We start from the raw sequence: 23,305 nt of genomic DNA, 5'->3' as shown, positions 1-23,305 counted from the left end.
TCCACCGGAGCCCAGGCGATGTTTGTTACGATTGTTTACACGCTGCTCTACTTCCTTACGAACTTCTGCCGGTTGATTGGCTGGTTTCGCTGGCGGGCCGAGGGCCTGGAGCGCCTGCCGCCGCGCGCGGCAGGGGGGATGGTCCTCGTGATGAACCATATTCACTGGATGGACATCCCCGTGGTCGGCGCGGTGCTGCCGTTACGCTACCGGCTCTCCTGGCTGGCCAAGGCCGAGTTGTTCCGCAATCCCCTGGCAGCCTGGTTCCTGCGCTGGATGGACGCGATCCCCATTCAACGAGGGAAGAGCGACGCCGCCGCGCTCGATGCCGCGGCGCGGGCGCTGCGCAACGGCGCGGTGCTGCTGGTCTTTCCAGAGGGGCATCGCAGCCGCACGGGGGTGTTGCAGCGGGGGCGCGGCGGCGCCGTGCGTCTGGCGATGCAGGCCGGAGTGCCGATTGTCCCCTGCGCTATCCAGGGGACGGAGCACGGGCTATGGGGCGCCCTCAGACGCAGGCCCATCCTGGTACGGATCGGCGAGCCATACACCGTCGCGCCGTTTCCGAACGGTCAGATTCCACCCGACCAGATGGAGCAACTCACCGCCGAGATGATGTACCGTATTGCGGCTATGCTCCCGGCGGAGTGGCATGGGCCCTATGGCGACAGGAACACCGTGCCCTCTGAAGAACGTTCGGCGACCCAGCCGGCGCCCTCGGTCGCTTCAACACGCCACCAGACGTAGCCGTCGGCTTCGACCGGGCCTTCGAGGATGGTCACCTCGCGGCCTTCGGGGATGCGGGCCGTTATGGGGCTGGACAGGCCGGGGGCGGCGCGGGCCCGCAACGCGGCTCCCCCCAGGTTGGTCACCCGCGCGCGCGCGCCTATAGCCAGACGAGCGGGCGATGGGGTAGCTGTGGGCGAAGGCGCCACGGTTGGCGGAAGGGTGGGAACCGGCAGGGCCATGGGAGTGGGAACCGGGGCAACCGGTGCGCTCAGTGGGCGCGCCAACCACCAGTACAGGGCGCCTGCCCCGCCAAGAACGAGCAGAGCGGCAAGCAGGGCGATGAACGGAGATGACCGGCGCTGCCGCCGACGGAGCTGGCGGCGAGTATCGTCGTAGCCTTTACGATAGTAGTAATAGTGCTGGTAGTAGAACGGGTTCAGTTCGTCATTGGCGGCGTCACGCACGCCGCGGTCGTACATCTCGCTGTTGCTCGTCGGCATGGTCCAGAGAGCGCCGGCACGATCACCGGATCGTGCCGGCATGGGAGCATCGAGCGAACGGCGTTACTTCGTAAGCACCAGGTCCTCACGGCCCATCTCGCGCAGGAGCTTCGGATACAAGGTGTAGGCGGGTTCAACGGCGGGGAGCAGTTTCAGGATCTTGGGGATTGGCCCCTTGGCGATGATCTGACGCCGGGTAAGCGCGGCCATCAGGTTGACCTGACCATGCCAGAAGCGATGGGCGATGTCGGCCTTCATGCTCATCTCGACATCGGGCTTGAGGTCCGACTCGCCCCAGATGACATCAATGTACGCTCCCGGCTGGGTGGGGGGATGAGCGGCGTCAATCGTTACCACACCCTTGGGTTCGTCGTAGATCCAGCGGATGATGATCTTGGCTTCGGAAATCTTGGGGGCGACGCGGGCATCAGCTTTCAACTGGTCAAAGAGCGCGCCAAGGATCTGCTGCAGTTCGGCTTCATCCTTGAAGTAGGCCATCGGCTTATTCCTCATGAAGCTATGGCGCACTCGCCCCCGCGGGCCATACGGCCTGGCCCGAGCGTGTTGCTGTGCGCGCTATACCGTGGGTCGTAGTGCCGATTATACGAGAATTGCGGTGGCTCTGCAAGACTGGTGACGCGCCGCGTCAGTCATGCGTCGCCAAGGCGCCCGGTCGGATCGCGGAGTCCGTTGAACCAGTCGGCGCCCGGCATGGCGCGCTTGCCGGCGGGTTGCACTTCCAGCAGTTCCAGGGCGCCCTGGCCTGTGGCCACCAGCGGCCCCCCCGCCGGACCGCGGCCAAGCAGGGTCCCCGGGGCGGAGGGTGCGCCTGGCGGATCGGGCCGGACGGCCGCGCTCAGGATGCGCAGGGGCTGGCCGCGCCAGTGGGAGTAGGCGCCCGGCCAGGGGTCGTAAGCACGGGTCATGCGTTCGATATGCGCTGCGGGCAACGACCAGTCAATCTGCCCGTCTTCTTTCTTAAGCAGGCGGGTGATGGTGGCGCGAGCGTGATCCTGGGGCTGGGGAGTGAGCGCGCCAGCGGCATAGGACTCCAGGGCCTCGACCAGGAGCCGCGCTCCGAGGCGGAACAGTTCTTCGGTGAGCGGTCCGGTCCGGGCGTCGGGCGGCAGGGGCACGGTGATCTGGGCCAGGATTGGACCGCTGTCCATCCCCTGGTCGAGCAGCATAATGCTCACCCCCGTCTCGGCATCGCCGGCCAGAATGGCGCCGGCCACGGGGGTGGGGCCGCGATGCCGGGGCAACAGCGAGGGGTGCACGTTCAGGTAGCCAAGGGGCGGGATGGCCAGCACGTTCCGGCGCAGAATCTCGCCGTAGGCGGCCACGATGCCCGCTTCGGGGCGCAACTCGGTCAGTTGCGCGACCACGTTCGAGTCGCGGAGCGTGGCCGGCTGGAGTACGGGCAATCCCAGCCGTTCGGCGGCCACTTTGACCGGCGGCGGTGTCAGCCGCCGCTCGCGGCCGGCCGGCCGGTCCGGCTGGGTGATGACCGCGGCGATGGTGTGGCCAGCGGCGACCAGGGCCTCCAGAGGATAGACGGCGAAGGCCGGGCTGCCTAGAAAAATTAGTCGCATGGCTTGCTCTCTCCTACGAGCAGCGGCGCGGCAGGTCGCGGCCAGCGCTCATACCATTCAACCGCTGGTGGTGGAGCGCAACGCGGCCAGACCGCTCGACAGGGTTCGCCGGTTCTGGCAGCTACGCCGGTAGAACCAGCGAGAAACCCGGCGTCCAGGGTCTGCCCCGGAGACGTCGGATTGGCCCTGGCAGGTCAGGGCGCCGCAGTTGCGGAGGATATCACGATTATAGTATAATGTACGGGTCATAAGTGGTCTGTAAATGAAATGCGCGGACGCACTACCAGTTCTCTCATGGTCTAAGAATGTCAATCTCCTGGATGCGCTAAAATCTTCACTGAAATTGCCGTCAATAGCATCTCCGATGAGTAGACGTAAGCGGTTGGAAGCCATGATGCGGTGTTAGCCGTCTGCATATGAACAGAGGCGCTGATGCACGCCTTGATCTTTGACGGAACGCTCCGCTTCGTGACCGACTATCCCGAGCCTCCCCTTGCGCCCGGCGAGGCGCTGGTTCGTCCCCATCTGGCCGGCATCTGCAATACGGATATCGAGATCACCCGCGGCTACATGGGCTTTCGCGGGGTGCTTGGCCATGAGTTTGTCGGCACGGTAGCGGCCTGTGAGGACCCGGCGTGGCTCGGACGGCGCGTGGTGGGAGAGATCAACGCGGCCTGTTTGCGCTGCCCCACCTGCCAGCGCGGTGATTACCCCCATTGTCCCCGGCGCACTACCCTGGGCATAGACCGGCGCGATGGAGCGATGGCCGACCTGGTAGCGTTGCCCGTTCACTGTTTGCACCCCGTGCCCGAGACGCTCAGCGATGAGCAGGCGGTATGGGTTGAACCGCTGGCTGCCGCGCTCGAGATCCTGCAACAATGCCACCTTCGCCCCGAAGACCGGGTCGCGGTGGTTGGCGACGGCAAGCTCGGAGCGATGATCGTGCAGGTTGCCCGGCTGCCGGGTTGCGCGGTGACGCTGGTAGGGCGGCATCCAGAACGCTGGGAGCTTTATCGCCGCCAGGGAGTGCGCTGCGTCAGCGCCGCGGAGGTTGCCGGCGAGCAGTTCGACGTGGTGGTTGATTGCACCGGGCAACCCGCCGGCCTGGCTACCGCGCGCGCCCTGGTGCGGCCACGGGGCCGCCTGGTGCTGAAAAGCACCTTTCATGCACCCTCCGAGTTAAACCTGAGCATGCTGGTTGTGGACGAGATCACCCTGATCGGTTCGCGCTGCGGCCCATTCGCGCCGGCCCTGCGCTTGCTCGAGCGCGGCTTGATCGAAACCGCCCCGCTTATCAGCGCCCGGTACGACCTCCGCGATGGCGTCGCCGCCTTTGCCGCGGCCCTGGGAGCGATGAAGGTGCTGCTACGAATCCAGCCGGAAGGCGCCGGTCTGTGACCTCGTGAGGATACGTCAAACCCCACAACACGGCGGTTCATCCGATGGCACGAACGCGTCAAACGATTCTCATCGGCGATGATGACCGGCAGTTCTGCCAGTTGATAACCCTGTTGCTGGTCGAGGCGGGCTTTGCCGTCCTTGTCGCCCACGACGGTCATACCCTGGTGCGCCTGGCCCAGGAACGCCTGCCGGATCTGATCCTGATTGACCTGGTGATGCCGCATCTGGACGGGTACGAGGCATTGCGCCAACTGCGCAACGATACTCGCACCGCGCACCTGCCAATGATCATTGTAAGTGTTCGCGGCGCCCCCCGTGACCTGGTAAAGGGCTTTGAGAACGGCGCCGATGATTTTGTTACCAAGCCAGTGATCGGAACCGAACTCATCGCCCGGATACGCGGTCACCTGCGCCGGGCCGCGCGCCACCCGGTGCATAGCCCGCTTACGGGTCTGCCGGGCAATACCCTCCTCCTTGGCGAGATGCGGCAGCGTCTGGGCCAGCGGCTTCCCTTCACCCTGCTTCACGCCGATCTGGGCAACTTCAAGGCCTTTAACGACTTCTACGGCTTCGTCCGGGGTGATATGGCCATCCGCGAACTCGCCGGGTTGCTGGGCGAGGCGACCCGCCGGGAGGCAGGGGCCGCCTTTCTTGGTCACATCGGCGGCGATGACTTCGCCATTCTTTGCCCGCCGGACCGCACGCGGGCGCTATGTCGCGACATTATCACGGGCTTTGAGGCGCTCGTGCCAAAACTCTACGAGAGTGAGGAACTGGCGCGCGGCTATCTGGAGACCCGTGATCGCGACGGCGCCTGGCGGCGCTTCCCGCTGATGGGCCTGGCGATTGGCGGGATCGTCTATCACGCCGGACAGACCCGCGATGTCGAGGACCTCAGCCGCCGGGCCGCCTCCATGAAGCAGGTGGCCAAGCGCTACCGCCACAGCGCCTACGCGGTCGATCCTGCCGATGGCTCGCCCTACTGGGTGGGCCCCTGATGAGCGCCGATTTTGGATTGAGCATACGGTGTCTGGACCTGGTCGGTCTGGCGCTGAACCGTCACCGGTCGGAGGCGGGGAAGATCCGGCTGCCCGCACCTCTGGCGGATGTAAGCATTTTGAAGCCCGTTGCTCCAGTCGGCTCCTTATAAAACAAATAGAACACCTTCTTGATCTGCACGAAAAACCCCTTACAATAAGGGCAAGAGCGCCTGGACCCGCGCGGGCCTGCATCCCGCCGGGATGGAGCCGCGTTGATGAACCTGCTGCTCCTTGCCGCTGTTGTTCTGCTGGGGCTGTGCCTCGCCGGTCTGCTGGTGCTGGCCTATCGCTGGCGCATGTCAGTGCGCAAGCATCGCGCTGCCGAGCAGGCTGCCCAGGCGGAAGCCACCTCCGTTCTCGATCTGGTAACGCGCGCCGAGCGAGGCGCCACGGTTGCCGCCCTGCCCGAGCCAGAGAGTCCCCGGGGCTGGCGCGCATGGCTGGCCGAACAGCCGCGCTGGCTCTGGGGCCTGATGGCTGCGCTTACGCTCGTCGTTGGCGTGGCCCTCTATCTGCTCCTCAGCCCGCTGTTCGTTCCTCCCGCCGCGCGCTATATTGTGGCGGTGGCGCCGTTTGAAGATGGCGGTGATGGGCAAACCGGCCGCAATGTCGCCGTCACGCTGGCCCGCGAGATCGAAGCGGGTTCGCAGGGGGCCATCGTCGTCCGCCTGGTCGAGCGCCGCCCCGGCACGACCCAGGAGGCGCTGGAACTGGCCACCGCCCTCAGCGCTGACATATTGATCTGGGGGCAGGTCGAGCCGGGCGCCGTCCTCGACAGCCCCTCGCTCCAGCCACGCCTGATCTATCAGCCGACCGGGCCGTATGCGCCGAATGGCTGGGATGGGTACCTGGGGCGTTTTGCGATGCCACGGAGCTACACGGTGGCCAGCGCGCCAATCAACGGGCGGGCCACGCTGACGCCGTTGATCCTCGCCCTGCACGCCTATGCCCGCGGCGACGCTGATCGGGCCTTCACCGTCCTCGGACGCCTGTTGGAGGACTACCCGCAGTTGCGCGCGCCGTTGCCGCGGGCCCTGCGCGGCAACGTGCTGTGGGCGCGCCGGGCCTACAGCGCCGCGGCGGAGGAGTACCGTCTCGCCCTGCAAGAACCTTCCGACGAGCAGGCTCTGCTGGCCAACAACCTCGGCGCGGTGCTCCTCGATGGCGGGGACCCGGCGGCGCTCAGCGCCCTCGCCGAAGCAGTCCGCTTGCTGGAAGGGCACGACCTGGGCGAGCTGCGCGTCAATCTGGCGTTGCACGCTTTGCGCGAGAACCGTCCCGGCGATGCGAAGACCGAACTGGAGCAGGCGCGCAACCTGTTGCCCGCCCACGCCCCCCTGTTCCTCGCTCTGGCGACGGCGTACCGCGAAAGCGGACGACTCGATGAGGCCGCCGCCGCGCTCGAGGCGGCCCGTCGCGCCCGTGGTCCCGACAGCCAGGTGATCGTCCCGATCTATCGCCCGATGTACCGGCAGCGCGTTGATGCCGCCCTGAGCGAGGAGGGCGCCCTGCTCGACCTGGCTCGCCGCATAGGCGCTCGCGGCCCGTTGCTCTGGGAGCTGGAGGCGGGGCCGGAGGTGTCTTCCGCCGATCTGACCGCTGCGCGGGACGGGCTTGATCGGGCCGCTGATCTGAGCGTCCGTGCAATGACGCAGTGGCGCCAGCGCGCTATCGCCGACGGCGCCCGCTCGGGCGAGGCCGGGTTCGTCGGGAGCGGTCAGGCCGAACAGGCCAGACTGCATGCCGATCGGCAGCGCTTTTACCAGGCGGTGGTGGAAATGGAACAGGCCCGCGTCCGTCCGCGGATGCGCTCGGGCCTGAGGGCGCTGGTCGCCGCTGCAACCCCGCGCCCGGCGTACCTGGTCACTCTGGAGGAGTTGCAGCGGCGCCGCCCGGGCGACCCGCGGATCACCGCCGCCATCGGGCGTGCCTACCGCCTCCAGGGCGATCTTGACGCCGCCGAGCGGGCCTACGCGCAGACGGTGCAACTTGCGCCCCAGGCCCCGGAGGGTTATGCCGGGCAGGGGGCGGTCGCCCGCGCCCGGGGCGATCTGCCGCAGGCAATTGAGCGCTACTCGCTCGCGCTGGAGCGCAATAACGCCTTTTTCCCCGCGCGGGTGGAACTGGCCGCCATTGCCGAGGCCCAGGGTGATCTCCAGGGGGCCGCAGGGCAACGCCGCGCGCTTCTCGAACAGCGCCCGTCGTCGCAGACTGCCGTGGCCCTGGCGCGCACCCTGCGGCAGATGGGGCCAGAGTTCTACCTTGAAGCCGAGGAGATCCTGACCCCGTACAGCAAGTCCAGCGCCGTCGCCGCTGTAGAACTCGGCCAGTTGTACGAAGCCGCCGGTCGCTCTGATGCCGCCCGTGATGCCTATGCCGACGCCCTGGATCTCGATCCGCGGTCGGCGCCGGCGTTGCTGGCGTTGGGCAAGCTGGCCGTCGCGGAGAATGACTATCGGACCGCCGAACGGCTGTTCCGGCAGGCGGCGCGCGTTGACGAACAAAACGTCGCCGCGCGGCTGGCTCTGGCCGATCTCTACTACGGCCCGCTGAACGACCCGCGGCGGGCGGTGCAGGAGTATCGCCGCGCGCTGGATCGGGGCGTCGCCGACGCGGAGAAGCTGGTCGCGATCGGCGATGCCGCCATGGCCCAGGAGCAGTATAACCTGGCCCTGGAAGCCTACACCGAGGCGGTAGCCCTCCGACCAGGCGAGGCGGCCTACCAGCACCGCCTCAGCCGGGCCAGCTTCGCCGCCAAGCAACTGCCGCGCGCGGCTCAGGCCGCGAATATGGTGCTGGCTCTAACGCCCGATCTCGGCGATCCGGCCCAGGCGTTGCTGCGCGCCGAGGCTCTGGTGACCCTGGGCGACGTGCAACGGCTCAGCGGGGATTTCGAGTCGGCGGTAAACAGCTACAACCAGGCGCTGCAGATCAACCCCGCGCTCATCCCGGCCCGGCTCGGTCTGGGCCTGGTCGCCGTAGGGCAGGGGAACTGGGGCGTCGCAAGCAGTTACTTCCAGACCGCAGCGAATTCCCCCGGCGGTCAGGACGACCCGCTGGCGCAGTTCTGGCTGGCCGAGGGGCTGCTGCGGCAGGGCGACTATGCCGGCGCCGAGGCTGCCTACCGGCGCGCCCTGCAACTGCAACCGGTCTTTCCAGAGGCCCATCTGGGCCTGGCGCACCTGTACCGCGCTCGCGGCGACATCCGCGTGGCCACGGAAGAAGTGCAGCTTGCACTGCAACAGCGCGGCGACTACGCCGAGGCTTTGCTGTTCCAGGGCAAGCTCTACCAGGAGCTCGGACGCACCGCTGAAGCCAGAGCGGCCTACGACGCCTCGATCCGCGCCAACAACCGCATCCCTGAAACCTTCTACCGGCGGGCCATGCTGTTCATGCAGGCAGGCCGCGAGGATCGGGCCATCCGTGACCTGCAACGCGCCATACGGTTGCAGGAGAACTTCCCCGAAGCGCATTACTGGCTGGGACGGGCCTACTATGCCCAGGGGCGTCTCGAACCCGCCCTGAAGAGCTTTCGGCGCGCCTTCGAGCTGAACGCCACCTATGTTGATGCGGTGTTCTTCATCGGCCTGGTTTCCGAGGATCTGGGACGTACTGCTGATGCTATCAGCGCCTACCAGACGGTCATTAGCATTGACCCGAACAGCTACTTCGCCAGCAAGGCGCGTGATCAGATCAGCCGGCTGACCTGATTCCCGAGTCGTATGAGCACGTTCAAGCAGTATCGTATTGCCCTCCAGATCTTTCAATCCAATCGTCTCCGCCGCGATTACCGTGACCTGGCCGAGATCCCGCAGTACCAACCGGTTGGCGAGTTCTTCTTCAATGAGATCTACGGACCGCGCGACTTCACCGAGCGCGATCGAGGCGCGCGCCGGCTGCACCAGTTCATTCACGCGTTGCCGGGCGTGCGCCTGCGTGATGTGGAAGAAGTGCTCGAATTGCTCGATCTGACCAATCGCCTGGACGATGGCCTGGCGCTGATGATGCTTGAGCGCGGGGTTGGCACCGATTTCGACGAGGCGACCTACGAGCGGTTCTACTATCTGGCCGACAACTATGACGACCGCCTGCAACAACTCGAACTCGTTCGCAGCAGCCTGTACAATGTCTTCCGGCTCTCGCGCTCGCACCTGCTGGGCATCGGCCTGCACCGTTCGCGGCTGCTGGCGCGCCTGCTGTCCATGGAGGCGGCCCACGAGTTTCTGGTCAAAGGCTACGACGCCTTGCAGGGTGTGACCAGCATTGACCACTTCGCGGTAACGGTGTATGATCGGGAACTGGCGCGGTTGAACCGAATCTATGGACGCGAAAGCTGATCTGCCACTGCCGCTCTTCGTGGTGATCCCCGCCGTGCCATTTCTGATGGGCACGCCGGAAGAGGCCCTGGGCGAGCTGGCGCGGCGCTATGGCGGCACGCGCGAGAGCTACCGCGAAGAGGCGCCGCGCCACGAGGTGTTGCTGCCAGCCTTCGCCATCGCACAGACGCCGGTCACGAACGCCCTCTACGCGGCCTTCGTGGCGAGTGCTGGCGCGCCGGCGCCCCTGGCCTGGCGGGGAGCGACGCCGCCCTCGGAGTGGCTGGATCACCCTGTTGTGGATGTAAGCTGGAACGAAGCGCGGGCCTTCTGCGACTGGCTGGCGCGGCAGCCGGTCACCTTCCGCGATGTTAACGGCAACCTCCTCGCGACGCGCGGCGGGCCGCGGCTGCCCACCGAAGCGGAGTGGGAGCACGCCGCCCGTGGCTGTGATGGCCGCGCCTTTCCCTGGGGCGAGCTGTTCGACCCTCGCCGCGCCAACACCCGTGATGGCGGGCCAGGGGCCACTACGCCGGTTGGCGCCTATCCGGCGGGCGCCAGTCCCTACGGTGTGCTCGATATGGCCGGGAATGTCTGGGAGTGGACCGCCAGCCTCGACGCGCCCTATCCCTACCACCCTGATGATGGCCGCGAGGACCTGACGGCGCCCGGGCGCCGGATCATGCGCGGGGGCTGCTATGCCAATCCTCCTGGCTACGCCCGCTGCGCCTGTCGCTTTCGCTTGCTGCCAACGGTGCGGAACGAGTTTACCGGGTTTCGCCTGGCTGTGAGCCTGACGGTCGAAGGGAGCAAGGCATGACCATCAAGTATACCCGTTGGCTGCGCAGCTATGTCGGGCACCAGTGCATTCTGCAGGTGCGCGCGAGCGCCTTTGCCCGCAACGAGCAGGGCGGCATTCTGCTCTGCCGGCGGGCCGATGTGATGTTGTGGGACGTGCCCGGCGGCACTATCAGCCTCGACGAAGTGCCGGCGCGTGGCATGACCCGCGAGGTGCAGGAGGAGACCGGTCTGGTGCTGGAGGCCGAACGGCTGATCGGCGTCTATGGCGGCCCCGATTTCCACTGGACCTACCCCAACGGCGACCAGGCGCAGATCCTGGCCATCTTCTTCGCCGCGCGCATTGTAGGCGGCGAGTTGCATCCCGCCGGCCATGAGAATGTCAATGTAGGCTTCTTCTTGCCCGATCATCTGCCCCCCCTCCTGCCGCGCACGCGACGCATGCTGCGCGATGCCTTCACCGGGCGCGCCGAGGCGTACTTTGACCGCTGATGCGATTTTGGATTTTGGATTTTAGATTTTGGATTGGTCTCTGGCGCGAGCCCCGGCACCTGCCGCAATCGCCCTATGCCCTTTCCTGTTGAATACAGGGCTGCATAGCATCGCCATGTCTCCCCGTGACCCCACAAATCCAAAAACCAAAATCTAAAGTCCAAAATCGTATCAGCGCGCCCGCACGTACTGCATCGGCGCGGCCTGGCGCGCCAGGCCCTTGAGTTCCAGCAGAGCCAGCGCCGCGGCGACAGTGGGGGCCGGCAGTTCAACCGCTCGTCCGAGTTCATCAATGTGACGCGGTTCGTGGCTCAGCGCAGCCAGCAGCGCCGCCTCCACCGGGTCGGCAGGCAGTTCGATGCGCGCCTCGGACTGGGCGCTGGCGGCGGTCAGATTAAGCGCGGCGAGAGCGTCGTCGGCGGAGGCGACGAGGGCGGCGCCGTCGCGGATGAGTTGCAGACAGCCCGCGCTCTGGCGCGAGAAGATGGACCCCGGCACGGCCAGCACGTCGCGGCCCTGTTCCAGCGCGAACTCGACGGTGATCAGCGCGCCGCTGCGCTCGCCGGCCTCGACCACCAGCGTGCCGCGGCTCAGGCCGCTGATGATGCGGTTGCGGGGAGGGAAGTTGGCCGCGGCGGGGGCGGTCCCCAGCGGGTAGTCGCTCACCAGGGCGCCCTGAGCGATGATGCGTTCGGCCAGGTCGCGGTGGCGCTCGGGGTAGGGGCGATCCACGCCGCAGGCCAGCACCGCCACGGTGCGCCCCCCGGCGTCGAGCGCGGCGGCATGGGCGATGGCGTCAACCCCCAGGGCCAGCCCGCTGACGATGGTCACTCCGGCGCGAGCCAGGTCGCCGGCCAGATGCCGGGCGGCTTCACGGCCGTAGGGGGTTGGCGAGCGGGTGCCAACCACGGCGATGGCCCACTCGTCGGCAGGGGTCAGCGTGCCGCGAATGTACAGCAGGGGCGGGGCGCCGGGGATCTCGCGCAGCAGCCGGGGGTAGGCCGCGTCCTCGATACACAGCAAGGTGACGCCGAGCCGCGCGGCGCGCTCCAGTTCGCGGTCGAGGTCAACCCGTTCGCGAGTGGCGAGAAATGCCGCGCTGGTGCGCGCGTCAATGCCGGCGGCGGCCAGGTCGAAGGCATCGGCGTGCCAGGCGCGCTCCGGCGAGCCGCAGTGGGCGATCAGCCGCGCCAGACGGGCTGGCCCCAGCCCCGGCGCCAGGTTGAAGCCGAGATAGTAGCGGGTATAATCAGGATACATGCAAACTCCTTCTCTGCATGTACCGTTCTGTATCGCGGGAAGATACGAGGTTCGATTTTGGATTTTGGATTTTGGATTTTGGATTACTGAAACCTGGGGATGATGGTCGTGCGGCCTGTTCGGCGGCACTGGCGCTACGCCTGCGCGTCTGGTAAGCCGTTCGAGGCGAAGATGGCCCGCCTGATGACGGCGCATGCGCGCAAACGGCAGCCCCGGGCCGCCAGGCGTGATACGGGGGGCGCGGCCAGGTTGAAAGAAACCGGCCTATGAGCCTCAACACGGATCATCTGACCAACACGCTGCGCGCTCTCGAAGCCGCGCTGGCGCTGTATCAGCGCGCCGTTGCCGGCCAGGAGGTTACCGAACAGGAAATCTTTCGCATGGCTATCATCAAGGGCTTCGAACTGGCGCAGGAGGTCTCCTTCAAACTCGTCAGGCGCCGGTTGAAGGACTTCGGCTACGGCGCGCGCGTGCTGGACGCGACGCCGGTCAAGGAAGTGCTGCGCCTGGCCGCCCGGCATGGTCTGCTCACGCCAGACGAAGTCGAGCGCTGGTTTACCTACCGCGATAACCGCAACAATACGGCCCACGACTACGGCGAGGCGTTCGCGCGGGAAACGCTCACGTTACTCCCGGATTTCGTCCGTGACGCTCGCGCGCTGGCGGAACGCCTGCGGGCCGACCGGACGCTCGACGAGGAGGCGCCGTGACTATTCACGTCAGGCTCAACCTGCCAGCGCGTTACCTCGACCAGGTGCGCGCCATTCTGCGTCAGTACGCGCCGGCCTGCGATGTCTGGGCCTATGGCAGCCGCGTCACCGGCGGGGCGCACGAGGCCAGCGACCTCGATCTCGTCGTGCGCAATCCGCACGACTTGCAACGGCCCTTCGAGCGTCTCTTCGAGCTGCGGGAGGCGTTTGTGGAGAGCAACCTGCCCATTCACGTTGATGTTATGGACTGGGCGCGCCTCCCGCCGACCTTCAGGCAGGAAATCGAACGTAGCTATGTCGTCGTGCAGGCGGCGGAGGAGGGGGGCGATGGGGAGGTGGGGAATGTTCATACATGAACCGGCTCGCTGATACGGCGCGACTTAGCCGCGCGGTATCAGCGAGCCGGGGGCTACAGGGGCTGCAGCCCATGCTCACCTCAGACTCACCGCGTCGCGCCGTCGGCGACGGCCTGCGGCGCTGGATGTTCGCGCAGCAGGGCGACGATGTCGCGCTCGATGGACTCCGGCGTGTCGGTGGGCGCGTAGCGCCGGCGCACGTTGCCGTTGCGATCTACCAGAAACTTGGTGAAGTTCCACTTGATCGTCGGGAGGCCCAGGAAGCCGGGCTGCTCGGCCTTGAGATAGGCGTAGAGCGGGTGGGTCCGCGGCCCGTTCACGTCAATCTTGGCAAACATCGGGAAGGTGACGTCGTAATTCAGGCTGCAGAACTGCTGGATCTCGGACTCGGTTCCCGGTTCCTGGAAGCCGAACTGGTTGCAGGGGAAGCCGAGCACGACGAAGCCCTCGTCCCTGTAGCGGCGGTAGAGGGTCTCCAGCCCCGCGTACTGGGGTGTGAAGCCGCAGCGGCTGGCGACGTTGACGATCAACGTCACTTTGCCCTGGTAGGCGTCGAGTTTCTGGGGCGTTCCGTCTATCAGGTTGGCCGTAAAATCATAGATGGTCATTGATGTGGTCCTTGAAATTGTGCAAAACCTGTACAGAGGTAGTATACCCCGGGCCGGGCAGGCAAGCAACCTGGGACGCCCGGAACCCCGGCGGGTAGAGACGGCCCGCCGGGCCGTCTCCACACCACCCCGGGCCGGACGGGCGGGCAACCCGGAGCACACGCGCCAACCCCAGTTTCCCCGAAACCCATTACCCGGTTGAACCCAGACCATTCGCAATCGCGTTAATCGTGAGCAACAGGCGCGGCAGCAGCGCCCCATCGTCCTCGCCGCGCGCGCGCAGCGCCCGCCACTCGCGCAGCAGAGCGATCTGCTGGCGGTGCAGCACGCGCAGGCCGGGGTTGCGGGCCTCGATCATGCTGAAGATGTTGGGCCGACGCCGGGCCAGGGGGCCGTCATAGAGGCGTTCCAGCATCGTTACCGTGCGCCGGTATTCGGTGAGGATGCGCTCCAGCAGGGTCTCGCGCAACGCGGCGTCCTCCACCAGACCGGCGTACCAGCCCATCACCTCCGGGTCGGCGCTGGCGATGCTGGTGGCGGCGTTGCTGAAGATGTAGTGCAACGGCGCCCAGGTCAGGAAGTGCTGTTGCAGCGTTGCGAAGGTTGGCGGATCACTCTGGTGGAGGTGTTCAAGGGCGCTGCCAACGCCGTACCAGCCGGAGAGGAAGAAGCGTGCCTGGCTCCAACTGAACACCCAGGGGATGGCCCGCAGGTCGGCCAGGGTGGCCTGGCCGGTACGCCGGGTGGGCCGCGAACCGATACGGCTCTGTTCCAGGGCATCTATCGGGGTGGCCTGGCGGAAGAAGGTAAGGAAGCCCGCGCTGCCGATCAGGTCGGTGTAGGCAGCCCGGCTCACGGTCGCCAGGTGGTCCATGACCGGTTCGAGGACGTGCGTCTCGTCCGGCGCGTGGCGTTCGAGCACGGTGGCGCGGCTCACGCCCGCCAGGTACAGTTCCAGGTTGTAGCTGGCGGTCAGACGGTTGGCGTATTTCTGCGAAATCGCTTCGCCCTGTTCGGTGACCCGCAGATCGCCGCCCAGGGCGCCTGCGGGCAGGGCCTTGATGAAGCGGTGGGTTGGCCCGGCCCCCCGGCTGATCGTGCCGCCCCGGCCATGGAAGAAGCGGATGCGCACGCCGCGCTCCCGCCCCACTGCGGCCATGGCTTTCTGCGCCCGATACAGCGCCCACAGGCTGGCTACCAGACCGCCATCTTTGTTGCTGTCACTGTAGCCAATCATCACCTGTTGCACCAGATCGCGCTCGCCCCGCAACTGCCGCTGCAACTCCAGGCTCCGGCGGGTCAGGGGGTGATCGAGAAAGGCGGCCAGGATGGCCGCGCTACGCTCCAGGTCCTCAATGGTCTCGAACAGCGGGACGACTGCCAGGGGGCAGGCCGGGCCGTCGGGCGCATCGCGCAACAGGCCCACTTCGCGGGCGAAGAGGTAGACCACAAGCAGATCGGCCTCACTGCGGGTCATGCTGACGATCAGCGCCCCCAGACCCGCCGGCCCGTGGGTGTTGAGTTCGTCGAGCAGCACGCGGTAGCAACTGAGCACCGCGTCGGCTTCGGGGCCCACGCGCGCCGCCGGGCCGGCGAAGGGCCGCGGCGACTCCAGTTCCCGCTCCAGCAGCGCCATGCGCCGGGGCACGTCCCACAGGGTGACGTGGTGATCGGGAAAGCCGGCGACGGCCAGCAGTTGCCCCAGGGCCAGGTCGTGGAAGTGGCTGTTCTGGCGCACGTCCAGAGCGGCGAGGTGAAAGCCGAAGGTCTGGAGGCTGCGGATGACGGGATGCACGAAGTGTCGGGCCAGACGTTGCGCGCCCACGGCGTCGAGAGATGTGGCGAGGAGGTGCAGGTCGCGCTCGAGTTCGGAGGCCGCGCGGTAGTGATACGTTGCGAGAGGCAATGTGAGCGGCAGGCGGGCCAGCATCAGGTTGATCCACTGGCGCCATGCCTCGTTGGGATTGCGCTTCAGCGCCTGCGCGCCCGTCGGCCCCATCGCGGCGGTCACTTCAGCGATGCGTTCGAGAAGTTCCGCCGGGGGTGCCTGGAGCAAGTCGGAGAGGCTGAGGGACCGCGCCAGGTCGCGCAACTGATCCTGGATGATGCTCAGGGCCTGCTGCCGCAATTCGCCCAGGGTCTCGCGGGTGACCTCGGCGGTGACCAGGGGGTGCCCATCGCGATCCCCGCCGACCCAGGTGCCGAAGCGCAGCCGGGGCAGTCGCTCCACCCCGTCAATCAGGGCCGGATCGAAGCCCACTGTGGCCCATGCCTGCCGCAGGCGCTCGTCGAGCAGCCCGATAATATCGGGAAAGACGTTGCGCAGGTAGTGCAGGATGTTGCGCCGTTCGGAGGCTACGTCGGGTTTTTCCAGAAAGATCTCGCCAGTGCGCCAGAGCGTGGTCAGGCGCGCCAGCACCTCGGCACGGATTGACTCCTGCTCATAGGGCGTCCACCGGGTTTCACCGCGTTTGACCAGCAGCAGGTAGAGGGCGCGGTGGTGCTCGAGCACGGTGGCGCGTTTGGCCTCGGTGGGGTGGGCGGTGAGCACCAGTTCGACCCGCACTTCGGGCAGCGCGGCGGCGATGTCTTCGCCGGAGATGTCCCGTCCGCGCAACTGACAGAGGGCCTCGCCCCACAGCGCCGGCACAGCAGCCAGGCCGTTGCGCGTTTCCGTCAGCCGACGGTACTGCACCGCGGCTCGTTCTTCGACCATTTTGAGCAACTGAAAGCCAATTGAGAGGGCCTGGATCAGCCGTTCGGGGGGCGCTTCCAGCGGCGGTGTCGCGGGAGCTTCTGCTTCCAGCCAGGGGAGCGCCGCGGCCAGTTCCGGCTCTCCGGCTTCGCGCAGCACTTCGTGCAGACACTCCAGCACGAAGCGCCACTCATCGGTGAAAGTGTCAGGGTCAATGGTGAGGTAGTTGTGGACGGTCATCGGGCGCGTCCTCCTCTCCTTATCGGTCTGTGGAGATGTGGAGGTGCGGAGGTGTAGAGTTGGAGCTACGGAGCTGTTCGGACTCTGCGCGTCGTCGGCTGTGATCTCCGGATTGGGAGCTGGGTGGAGATGTAGAGCTGTGGCGATAGAGCTGTTCGGACACCTCCAACCTCCACAACCTCCACACTTCCACACCTCCACGTCCTACCCCGCCTCCCGCAGCGCCGCCACCCCATCGGTCGCCTCCCAGGGCAACACCAGTTCGGGCCGCCCGAAGTGGCCGTGGGCCGCCACGCGCTGGTAGAGCCGGCCTCGTGAACGGGCGGCCAGGCCGGCCAGATCGAAGCGGCGGATGATCCCGCCCACGCTAAAATCGAAGGCCCGCGCCACCCGCTCCGACAGTTCATCGTCGCTGAGCGCACCGGTGCCAAAGGTCTCCACCCGCACGCTCACCGGGTCGCGGAAGCCGATCGAGTAGCTGAGTTGCACCTCGCAGCGGGAGGCCAGGCCCGCCGCCACCACGTTCTTGGCCGCGTGGCGCGCGGCGTAGGCGCCGGTGCGGTCGATGCGGGTCGGGTCCTTGCCGCTCAGCGCCGCGCTGCTCTGGCGCGCGTAGCCCCCGTAGGTGTCGGCGCCGGTTTTGCGCCCGGTCAGGCCCGCGTGCAGGGCCGGACCACCCTCCACCACCGGGCCTTCGGGGTTGATCTGCAGGCGCGTCTCCGCATCGGGAACGAGCGGCTCGTGTTCGAACACCGGTTTGACCACCTGCTCAATGATCAACTGGCGCAGCCGGGCCAGGGGCAGATCGGGGTGACGCTGGCTGGCCACCAGGGTCAGGCTATGAATACGAAACGGCTGGTGGTCGCGGTACACGATGCCTACCTGCACCTTCCCGTCGGGCGCGAGATCGTCGCGGTGCTCGCGGCAGACGATGTCGAGGCGCTGCGCCAGGCGATTGGCCAGCCAGATCGGCAGCGGCATCAGCACCGGAGTCTGGGTGCAGGCGAAGCCAAAGAGCGTGACGTTCTCCTGGGCGACCAGTTCTGACAGGGCGCTCTCACGGTCGCGCAGGCTTGCGCGCAAGGCTGTCGGCTCTTCAAGCTGGTTAGTCATGACCGTACAGGTGCGGCCGTTGAAGCTGCCGCGGTCGTAGCCGGCCTCCAGGATGACCTCGCGGGCGACGCGGGGAATGTCAATGCTGGCAGTTGTCGCCGCCTTCAACGAGACGAACAGGATGCCCGTGGAAACAGCGCACTCGGCCACCACCCGCGCGGCGGGATCTTGCCAGAGAATATGGCCGACCAGGGCGTCGCTGATCTGATCGCAGAGCTTGTCGGGATGCCCTGCTGTAACGGACTCGGATGTAAACACATACTCACTGGCCATGGCTGGTTGCGTCTTTCCTGTCTACTCGATGCGGGCATTCGATGGCCTTCGTCAATTCACTGGCAAGATAGGGCACGCTGGCCAGCGCCAGCACCAGCAGCCAGTCCGACGGGCCAAGGGCGGCGGTTCCCAGGACCTGGCGCAGGCCAGGCATGAAGGTGGTGATGCTCTGGAGCCCCAGGCCGGCGGCTACGGCGAAGGTCATGTAGGGGTTTGTCGGCGAGGGTTGCCGGTCGAACAGCCAGCGTTTCTCGGAGCGACAACTGATGGCGTAGAGCAACTGTGAGGTGGTAAGGGTCGTGAAGGTCAGAGTGCTGGTCCGCGGTCCCATACCGTAGCGCGCCAGGCCCCAGCCGTAGGCGCCGAGGGCGACGGTGGTCAGGACGGCGCTCTCTACGCCGATGCGCCGCACGTCGCGGCGGTTGAACATGGCGGCGTGAGGGTCGCGGGGCGGCTGGCGCAACACGTCGCACTCCGGCGGTTCCAGCCCCAGGGCCAGTTCGGGGAAGACATCGGTGACCAGGTTAATCCAGAGCAACTGCAGGGGCGAGAGCGGTTCGCCGGCGCCGGCGGCGGTCGCCAGCAGCGTGATGGCGATTTCGCTGGTGTTGCTGGCGAGAATGAAGTGGACGGCTTTCTTGATGTCGCTATAGATCGTGCGTCCCTGCTCGATGGCTCCAACGATCGTCGCCAGATTGTCATCGCGCACGATCATATCGGCGACCTCCTGGGCCACCTCGCTGCCGCTTACGCCCATGGCGATGCCGATGTCGGCAGCGCGCAGGGCCGGGCCGTCGTTGATCCCGTCGCCAGTCATGGCCACGACGTACCCGGCTCGTTGCAGGGCCTGCACAATGTAGAGTTTGTGCGCCGGGCTAACCCGCGAGAAGATGTCCACCCGCTCGGCCAGGCTGCGCAGCACGTCGGGGGGCAGGGTTTCGAGTTGCGCGGCGTCGAGGCTTTCCAGGTGCCCTTCGTGGCCCAGGCCGATCTGCCGGGCGATTGCCGTTGCCGTGGCGCTCTGGTCGCCAGTGATCATAATTGTGCGCACCCCTGCCGCGCGCAGTCGTTCGACGAGGGCGGGGATCTCCGGTCGCGGCGGATCGGCGATGCCGGCCAGGCCGACCCAGATCAGGTCGCGGCGCTCCTCAGGCACCCCGTCGTCGGGCAGGTAGGCCACGCCGAGCACACGCAGGGCCTGGCCGGCCATGCGTTCGTTGTCCACCAGAATGCGCTCGCGGTCTTCCTCGGTCAGCGGGCGCACCGTCCCGGCTTCGCTCACCCGGTCGCAGAGGCTTAAAACCTGATCGGGGCTGCCCTTGACCGCCAGCAAGTAGCCGCTGCCGTCCTGGTGGAGCGTGTCCATGAACCCGCGCCCCTCGCTGCGGAGGCGCGTTCGTAGCAGAGGATAGCGCGCGCGCAGGGCCTCGATGTCAATTCCCTGTTCGAGCGCAGCGCGAACGAGGGCGGTCTCCGTCGGCGTGCCCAGGAGCCGCGGGCCGTCCGCAGCGGGTTCCAGGCGCACTTCGCTGCAGAGGGCCGTCAGGCGCAGCAGTGCTTCGAGATCGGGGCTGCCGCCGGGGGGCAGGGCCTGGCCCTCGACGCTGAAGCCGCCCGCGCCGTGGTCGTAGCGCCGGTCGCCTGTCACGACCATCACCAGGGTCATCTCGTTACGGGTGATGGTGCCGGTCTTGTCGAGGCAGAGGAACTCCACGGACCCCAGCGTCTCTACGGCTACCAGGCGGCGCACGAGCACGCCCTGCTGTTCGAGGCGGCGCAGGCCGATGGCCAGGGTAGTGGTGGCGACAGTGGGCAAGCCTTCGGGCACGGCGGCCACAGCCAGGGCCACAGCGGTCTTGAACATCTCCAGGAGGCCCTGGTTCCGCGCCAGACCGATGCCGAAGACTACGCCGCAGAGCGCCAGCGACCCGGCAACCAGTTGCCCGCTCAGCGTGCGGAGCTGGCGCTGCAAGGGCGTTTCGGGCTGCTCGGCCTCGCCCAGCAGCCGCTGGATCTCGCCGATCTCGGTGGCGACCCCCGTCGCCACCACCAGGGCCCTGCCGCTGCCGCCGGTGACTACTGTGCCGCGGTAGACCATATTGGTGCGGCTTCCCAGGGGCACATTGCGCTGGTCGAGCGGCGCGACGCTCTTGTTGACCGGCACGCTTTCGCCGGTCAGCGCCGATTCGTCCACACTGAGGTGATCGGCGACGATCAGGCGCGCGTCGGCGGGCACGGCCATGCCGCGGCGGAGGATGATCAGGTCGCCGGGCACAACAAGTTTGCCCTCCAGTTCGCGTTCCTGGCCGTCGCGCACCACCACGGCATGCGGTTCCACGCCCCGGTTCAGCCCGGCGATGGTCTGCTCGGCCCAGTATTCCGTGGTGAACCCGATCCCCGCGTTCAGGGCCACCACACCCAGGATCACCACCCCGTCCACCAGGCCGCCCGTAACGATTGACACCAGCGCCGAGACGCCGAGCAGGGCCACGGGCAGGCTGGATAGCTGTTCGAGCATGATCTGCAGCGGTGAGCGGCTGACCGCCTGGGGCAGGAGGTTGGGGCCATACTGACTGAGCCGTTCGAGAGCGACCGCGTGGCTCAGGCCGCGATCAGGCGAGGTGTCGAGCAGGGTGGCGGTTTGCTCGATGTCGAAGATGTGCCAGGGATGGTGCGCCTGGTGGCGGCGCCCGCCCTCGCTGGCGTCTTCGCCGCTGAGGATGCGCCCGACGGTGCGCTCAACTTCCGCGTGGGTAAGCGGTGCGGCGAAGCGCAGCAGCAGCGTTCCCGTCAGACTGCTGGCAACCACGCTGATGATCCCGGCACGGCCCCGGAGGGCGCGTTCCAGGCGCGCCTTCTCGACCTCGTTGCGGTAAAGCTGGGCGATACGCAGGCGCAGTCGGCCCGGCGAGCGATGCACCACCGCAACGCCCGCCGCCGGGGCCGCACTGACCACCGGGGCGGGCAGAACGAGCGCCGGGGATGGCGCGGGGGAGATGACCGGCCCCGGCAGCGCAACAGGCAGCGGCGCCGGTGCCGGCGGCGCTTCCGCTGCCACACGCTCGCGCGCGACGCGCGGCGGCAGGGTGATCACGTCCAGCGGATAGGTCTGGCTGATGACGTGGCCAGCGGAAACGGCCAGCATATCCACCGGTGCGCCGGAGCGATCGCGCGCCCGCCGCAGCCGCACCAGCACCTCCTCGTTCATCCGCATCCAGGACATGCGGATATCGCCCCGGCGCAGGGAAACCTCATTGCGGTCATCAATCGCCAGCAGCAGTTCGCGGTTGACGTGCAGGCGCATACGCCCCACGCCCAGGCGCTGGTACAGGGTGAGCGGGCGGGTCAGGCGCAGCAGCACTGTGCGGGTCTCGCCGTCGGTGGGGAGATGCACCGACTCAAGGGCCTCGATCACCTGGCGATCCTGGAGGATGGTGTCAAACGTCGCGCGCAGGCCATACTGGTCGAGAGCAGCGCGAAACACGTGGCCCGGAATGGTGCGGCAGGGCAGCGTGGTCAGCGCCACCAGCAGGGTGCGCGCCGTTCCCCCGCCGGCGAAGACCTCTTCAAGCAAGGCGCTCAATTCGGCCATGCCGCAGTCACCGGCCCGCTGGGATGGTACTCCACTCATACAAGCTTACCCGGCTGCGCCGCATACGAACAGTTTCCCCGGGAGGGCGCGGACATTCTAAACCCTCGCATCAGGCGGGGGGCATTTCCTTCGAGCGCAACCCGGAGGGTTGCTACGGGGTTCCCCCAGATATCACCCACGGTTACGGCGATTGCGATGCACGGCCAGGATGGTAGCGGCATTGGCGAGCAGGGTGCTGGCCGGACCGAGAGCCTGGCCGCGGGCCAGTTGCACCACCCCCGCGCCTACCAGCCCCAGGAACAGGATCGTCTCCAGATCCAGCGCGCCCTGGGTGCGGTGCTTGATCGCATGTTCAAGGCGATCAATGCGATCTGCCACCACATCGAGCACCGAATACTCCGGCATTCGGGGCGGTTCGAGGGTGAAGAGCTGGCTCGCGCTGGCGGCGCTGGCCAGTTCATCAAGGTCGCCATGGAAGTGCAGCAGGATACTGGCAGTCAGCGGATTGGCCTCGGCGTAGGCTACCCCAGGACATGCGGCGAGATCGCGCTCGGCGCGCTCGAAGAAGGCGGCGTCACCCTTGCGCGCCGGAATGCGCAGGCGCAGCCGCTCGCCGGCCTGGTGGGCGACAAAGGCTACTGGCAGCATAGCGACCCCCCGGAGCGTTTGATTGCGGATTTTGGATTGCGGATTTACGATTGTAGCTGGCTTATGGTGCATTGGGCCATGCTCACCTCCGCGCTGTGGTCCGAACGAGTCGCCTGGAAAAACATAGCGTCCCCCCTGGGCGCGATGAGCAACTTGGGCGTAGTGCATCCGGACCAGCTCGTCCTCGCGCTGGCGTCCGGGCGAGTCGCCTGGAGCGGCGCTAGGCTTCGGGCGTCACATCGGCCGGCTGCTCATCGGCGAGCAGTTCGGCCAGCAGGTCGCCGCCGTTGTTTGCTGGCGCCGGCCGGGGCATAGCCCGTTCCGCCTGCAACTCGGCCTGGACCTCGGCAAGCAGATCGCTGAGCGACTCGGCGGTGAGCGCCAGGGCCTCACGACCCCGCTCGAAGCCCAGCACGGCCAGTTTCAGCCCGCGCTTGGTCAACGTGCGGGCATGGGGCGCCAGGGCCGGCGCGAGATCACGGGCGGCGAACGTCAGCCCGACTCCGACGGCCAGCCCGGTTAGAAAACTGAGCGAGTTGTTCACACTACCTGATCCTTCCCTGACAGGTCCGTTGGCTGACATGGTACCGCATCTTGCGGTGTGTGCAAAGTCATTGTCAAGGAAGGTCTGGGAAGGCGTCGCCCTCCCAGACCCTTGACGAGCAGGGGCGTCAGGAAACCTCGTTTCCCCATACTCCTTTGGATTCGGTGATCGGCAGGAGGAGGTCGCTTTCCCCCTCCCGCTCCCAGAGCCTCGACGAGCGGGGGCGTGGGGAAACCTGGTTTCCCCACCCCCCTCTGATGGGCGGGAGGAGGTCGCTTTCCCCCTCCCGCTCCCAGAGCCTCGACGAGCGGGGGCGTGGGGAAACCCGGTTTCCCCACCCCCCTCTGATGGGCGGGAGGAGGTCGCTTTTCTCCCTCCCTCTCCACCGCAGGTGGAGAGAG

At 67.1% G+C, this 23,305-nt stretch carries 19 protein-coding genes; 9 read left to right on the top strand and 10 right to left on the bottom strand.

What is annotated here, in order from left to right; genetic code table 11:
• The first annotated feature begins 18 nt into the window (after window positions 1–18).
• On the top strand, window positions 19–744 hold the full coding sequence (locus tag NZU74_07135) for a 1-acyl-sn-glycerol-3-phosphate acyltransferase (GenBank protein MCS6881091.1): 726 nt from the start codon (window positions 19–21) through the stop codon (window positions 742–744).
• Here NZU74_07135 and NZU74_07130 read toward each other — a convergent pair.
• From NZU74_07130 to fmt, 3 genes are all read right to left on the bottom strand, one after another.
• Complete coding sequence (locus tag NZU74_07130) at window positions 657–1,226, bottom strand: SH3 domain-containing protein (GenBank protein MCS6881090.1); 570 nt, start codon at window positions 1,224–1,226, stop codon at window positions 657–659. The genes NZU74_07135 and NZU74_07130 overlap by 88 nt on opposite strands.
• A gap of 63 nt (window positions 1,227–1,289) precedes the next feature.
• On the bottom strand, window positions 1,290–1,724 hold the full coding sequence (locus tag NZU74_07125) for a hypothetical protein (protein MCS6881089.1): 435 nt from the start codon (window positions 1,722–1,724) through the stop codon (window positions 1,290–1,292).
• 152 nt (window positions 1,725–1,876) lie between these two features.
• Window positions 1,877–2,818, bottom strand: coding sequence for a methionyl-tRNA formyltransferase (gene fmt / locus NZU74_07120; protein MCS6881088.1), 942 nt, complete (start codon window positions 2,816–2,818; stop codon window positions 1,877–1,879).
• A gap of 432 nt (window positions 2,819–3,250) precedes the next feature.
• On the opposite strand from fmt, the gene NZU74_07115 reads away from it, so the two are divergent.
• The 6 genes from NZU74_07115 (at window position 3,251) to NZU74_07090 (ending at window position 10,865) form a co-directional block, all read left to right on the top strand.
• Window positions 3,251–4,216: an alcohol dehydrogenase catalytic domain-containing protein gene (locus NZU74_07115; GenBank protein MCS6881087.1), complete on the top strand. Its 966-nt coding sequence runs from the start codon at window positions 3,251–3,253 to the stop codon at window positions 4,214–4,216.
• 44 nt (window positions 4,217–4,260) lie between these two features.
• On the top strand, window positions 4,261–5,217 hold the full coding sequence (locus tag NZU74_07110; GenBank protein ID MCS6881086.1) for a response regulator: 957 nt from the start codon (window positions 4,261–4,263) through the stop codon (window positions 5,215–5,217).
• A gap of 257 nt (window positions 5,218–5,474) precedes the next feature.
• Window positions 5,475–8,969 carry a tetratricopeptide repeat protein gene (locus NZU74_07105; protein MCS6881085.1) on the top strand — a complete coding sequence of 1,165 codons (3,495 nt, stop codon included), beginning with the start codon at window positions 5,475–5,477 and terminating at the stop codon, window positions 8,967–8,969.
• A 12-nt stretch (window positions 8,970–8,981) separates the two neighbouring features.
• Window positions 8,982–9,596 (top strand): hypothetical protein, encoded by a 615-nt coding sequence (locus NZU74_07100; GenBank protein ID MCS6881084.1) that lies wholly within the window; start codon window positions 8,982–8,984, stop codon window positions 9,594–9,596.
• Window positions 9,580–10,395: a formylglycine-generating enzyme family protein gene (locus NZU74_07095; GenBank protein ID MCS6881083.1), complete on the top strand. Its 816-nt coding sequence runs from the start codon at window positions 9,580–9,582 to the stop codon at window positions 10,393–10,395. The genes NZU74_07100 and NZU74_07095 overlap by 17 nt, the downstream gene beginning before the upstream one ends.
• Window positions 10,392–10,865 carry an NUDIX domain-containing protein gene (locus NZU74_07090; GenBank protein MCS6881082.1) on the top strand — a complete coding sequence of 158 codons (474 nt, stop codon included), beginning with the start codon at window positions 10,392–10,394 and terminating at the stop codon, window positions 10,863–10,865. Before NZU74_07095 ends, NZU74_07090 begins: the two co-directional genes overlap by 4 nt.
• 171 nt (window positions 10,866–11,036) lie before the next feature.
• Here NZU74_07090 and dprA read toward each other — a convergent pair whose 3' ends face one another.
• On the bottom strand, window positions 11,037–12,125 hold the full coding sequence (gene dprA / locus NZU74_07085; protein MCS6881081.1) for a DNA-processing protein DprA: 1,089 nt from the start codon (window positions 12,123–12,125) through the stop codon (window positions 11,037–11,039).
• A gap of 266 nt (window positions 12,126–12,391) precedes the next feature.
• Here dprA and NZU74_07080 point away from each other — a divergent pair, with 266 nt between their 5' ends.
• Both NZU74_07080 and NZU74_07075 read left to right on the top strand, forming a co-directional pair.
• Window positions 12,392–12,835, top strand: a complete 444-nt coding sequence (locus NZU74_07080; GenBank protein ID MCS6881080.1) for a nucleotidyltransferase substrate binding protein — start codon at window positions 12,392–12,394, stop codon at window positions 12,833–12,835.
• Window positions 12,832–13,191 (top strand): nucleotidyltransferase domain-containing protein, encoded by a 360-nt coding sequence (locus NZU74_07075; protein MCS6881079.1) that lies wholly within the window; start codon window positions 12,832–12,834, stop codon window positions 13,189–13,191. Before NZU74_07080 ends, NZU74_07075 begins: the two co-directional genes overlap by 4 nt.
• Before the next feature lie 86 nt (window positions 13,192–13,277).
• Here NZU74_07075 and NZU74_07070 read toward each other — a convergent pair whose 3' ends face one another.
• From NZU74_07070 to NZU74_07045, 6 genes are all read right to left on the bottom strand, one after another.
• Entirely contained in the window at window positions 13,278–13,799 is a 522-nt protein-coding gene (locus tag NZU74_07070; GenBank protein ID MCS6881078.1) for a glutathione peroxidase, read from the bottom strand.
• A 190-nt stretch (window positions 13,800–13,989) separates the two neighbouring features.
• The gene (locus NZU74_07065) at window positions 13,990–16,734 is read right to left on the bottom strand and encodes a phosphoenolpyruvate carboxylase (GenBank protein ID MCS6881077.1); all 2,745 of its coding nucleotides are present in this window, start codon (window positions 16,732–16,734) and stop codon (window positions 13,990–13,992) included.
• A 204-nt stretch (window positions 16,735–16,938) separates the two neighbouring features.
• On the bottom strand, window positions 16,939–18,120 hold the full coding sequence (gene metK, locus NZU74_07060; protein ID MCS6881076.1) for a methionine adenosyltransferase: 1,182 nt from the start codon (window positions 18,118–18,120) through the stop codon (window positions 16,939–16,941).
• Entirely contained in the window at window positions 18,110–21,751 is a 3,642-nt protein-coding gene (locus tag NZU74_07055; GenBank protein MCS6881075.1) for a cation-transporting P-type ATPase, read from the bottom strand. The genes metK and NZU74_07055 overlap by 11 nt, the downstream gene beginning before the upstream one ends.
• Window positions 21,752–21,883: 132 nt before the next feature.
• Complete coding sequence (locus NZU74_07050) at window positions 21,884–22,360, bottom strand: hypothetical protein (GenBank protein ID MCS6881074.1); 477 nt, start codon at window positions 22,358–22,360, stop codon at window positions 21,884–21,886.
• A gap of 220 nt (window positions 22,361–22,580) precedes the next feature.
• Entirely contained in the window at window positions 22,581–22,904 is a 324-nt protein-coding gene (locus tag NZU74_07045; protein MCS6881073.1) for a DUF5132 domain-containing protein, read from the bottom strand.
• Window positions 22,905–23,305: the final 401 nt, after the last annotated feature.

This window comes from Chloroflexaceae bacterium (genome assembly GCA_025057155.1).
In the GTDB taxonomy this organism is placed as follows: Bacteria; Chloroflexota; Chloroflexia; order Chloroflexales; family Chloroflexaceae; genus JACAEO01.
The sequence above is the reverse complement of the archived record's forward strand: the minus strand, read 5'-3'. Positions and strand labels throughout refer to the sequence as shown.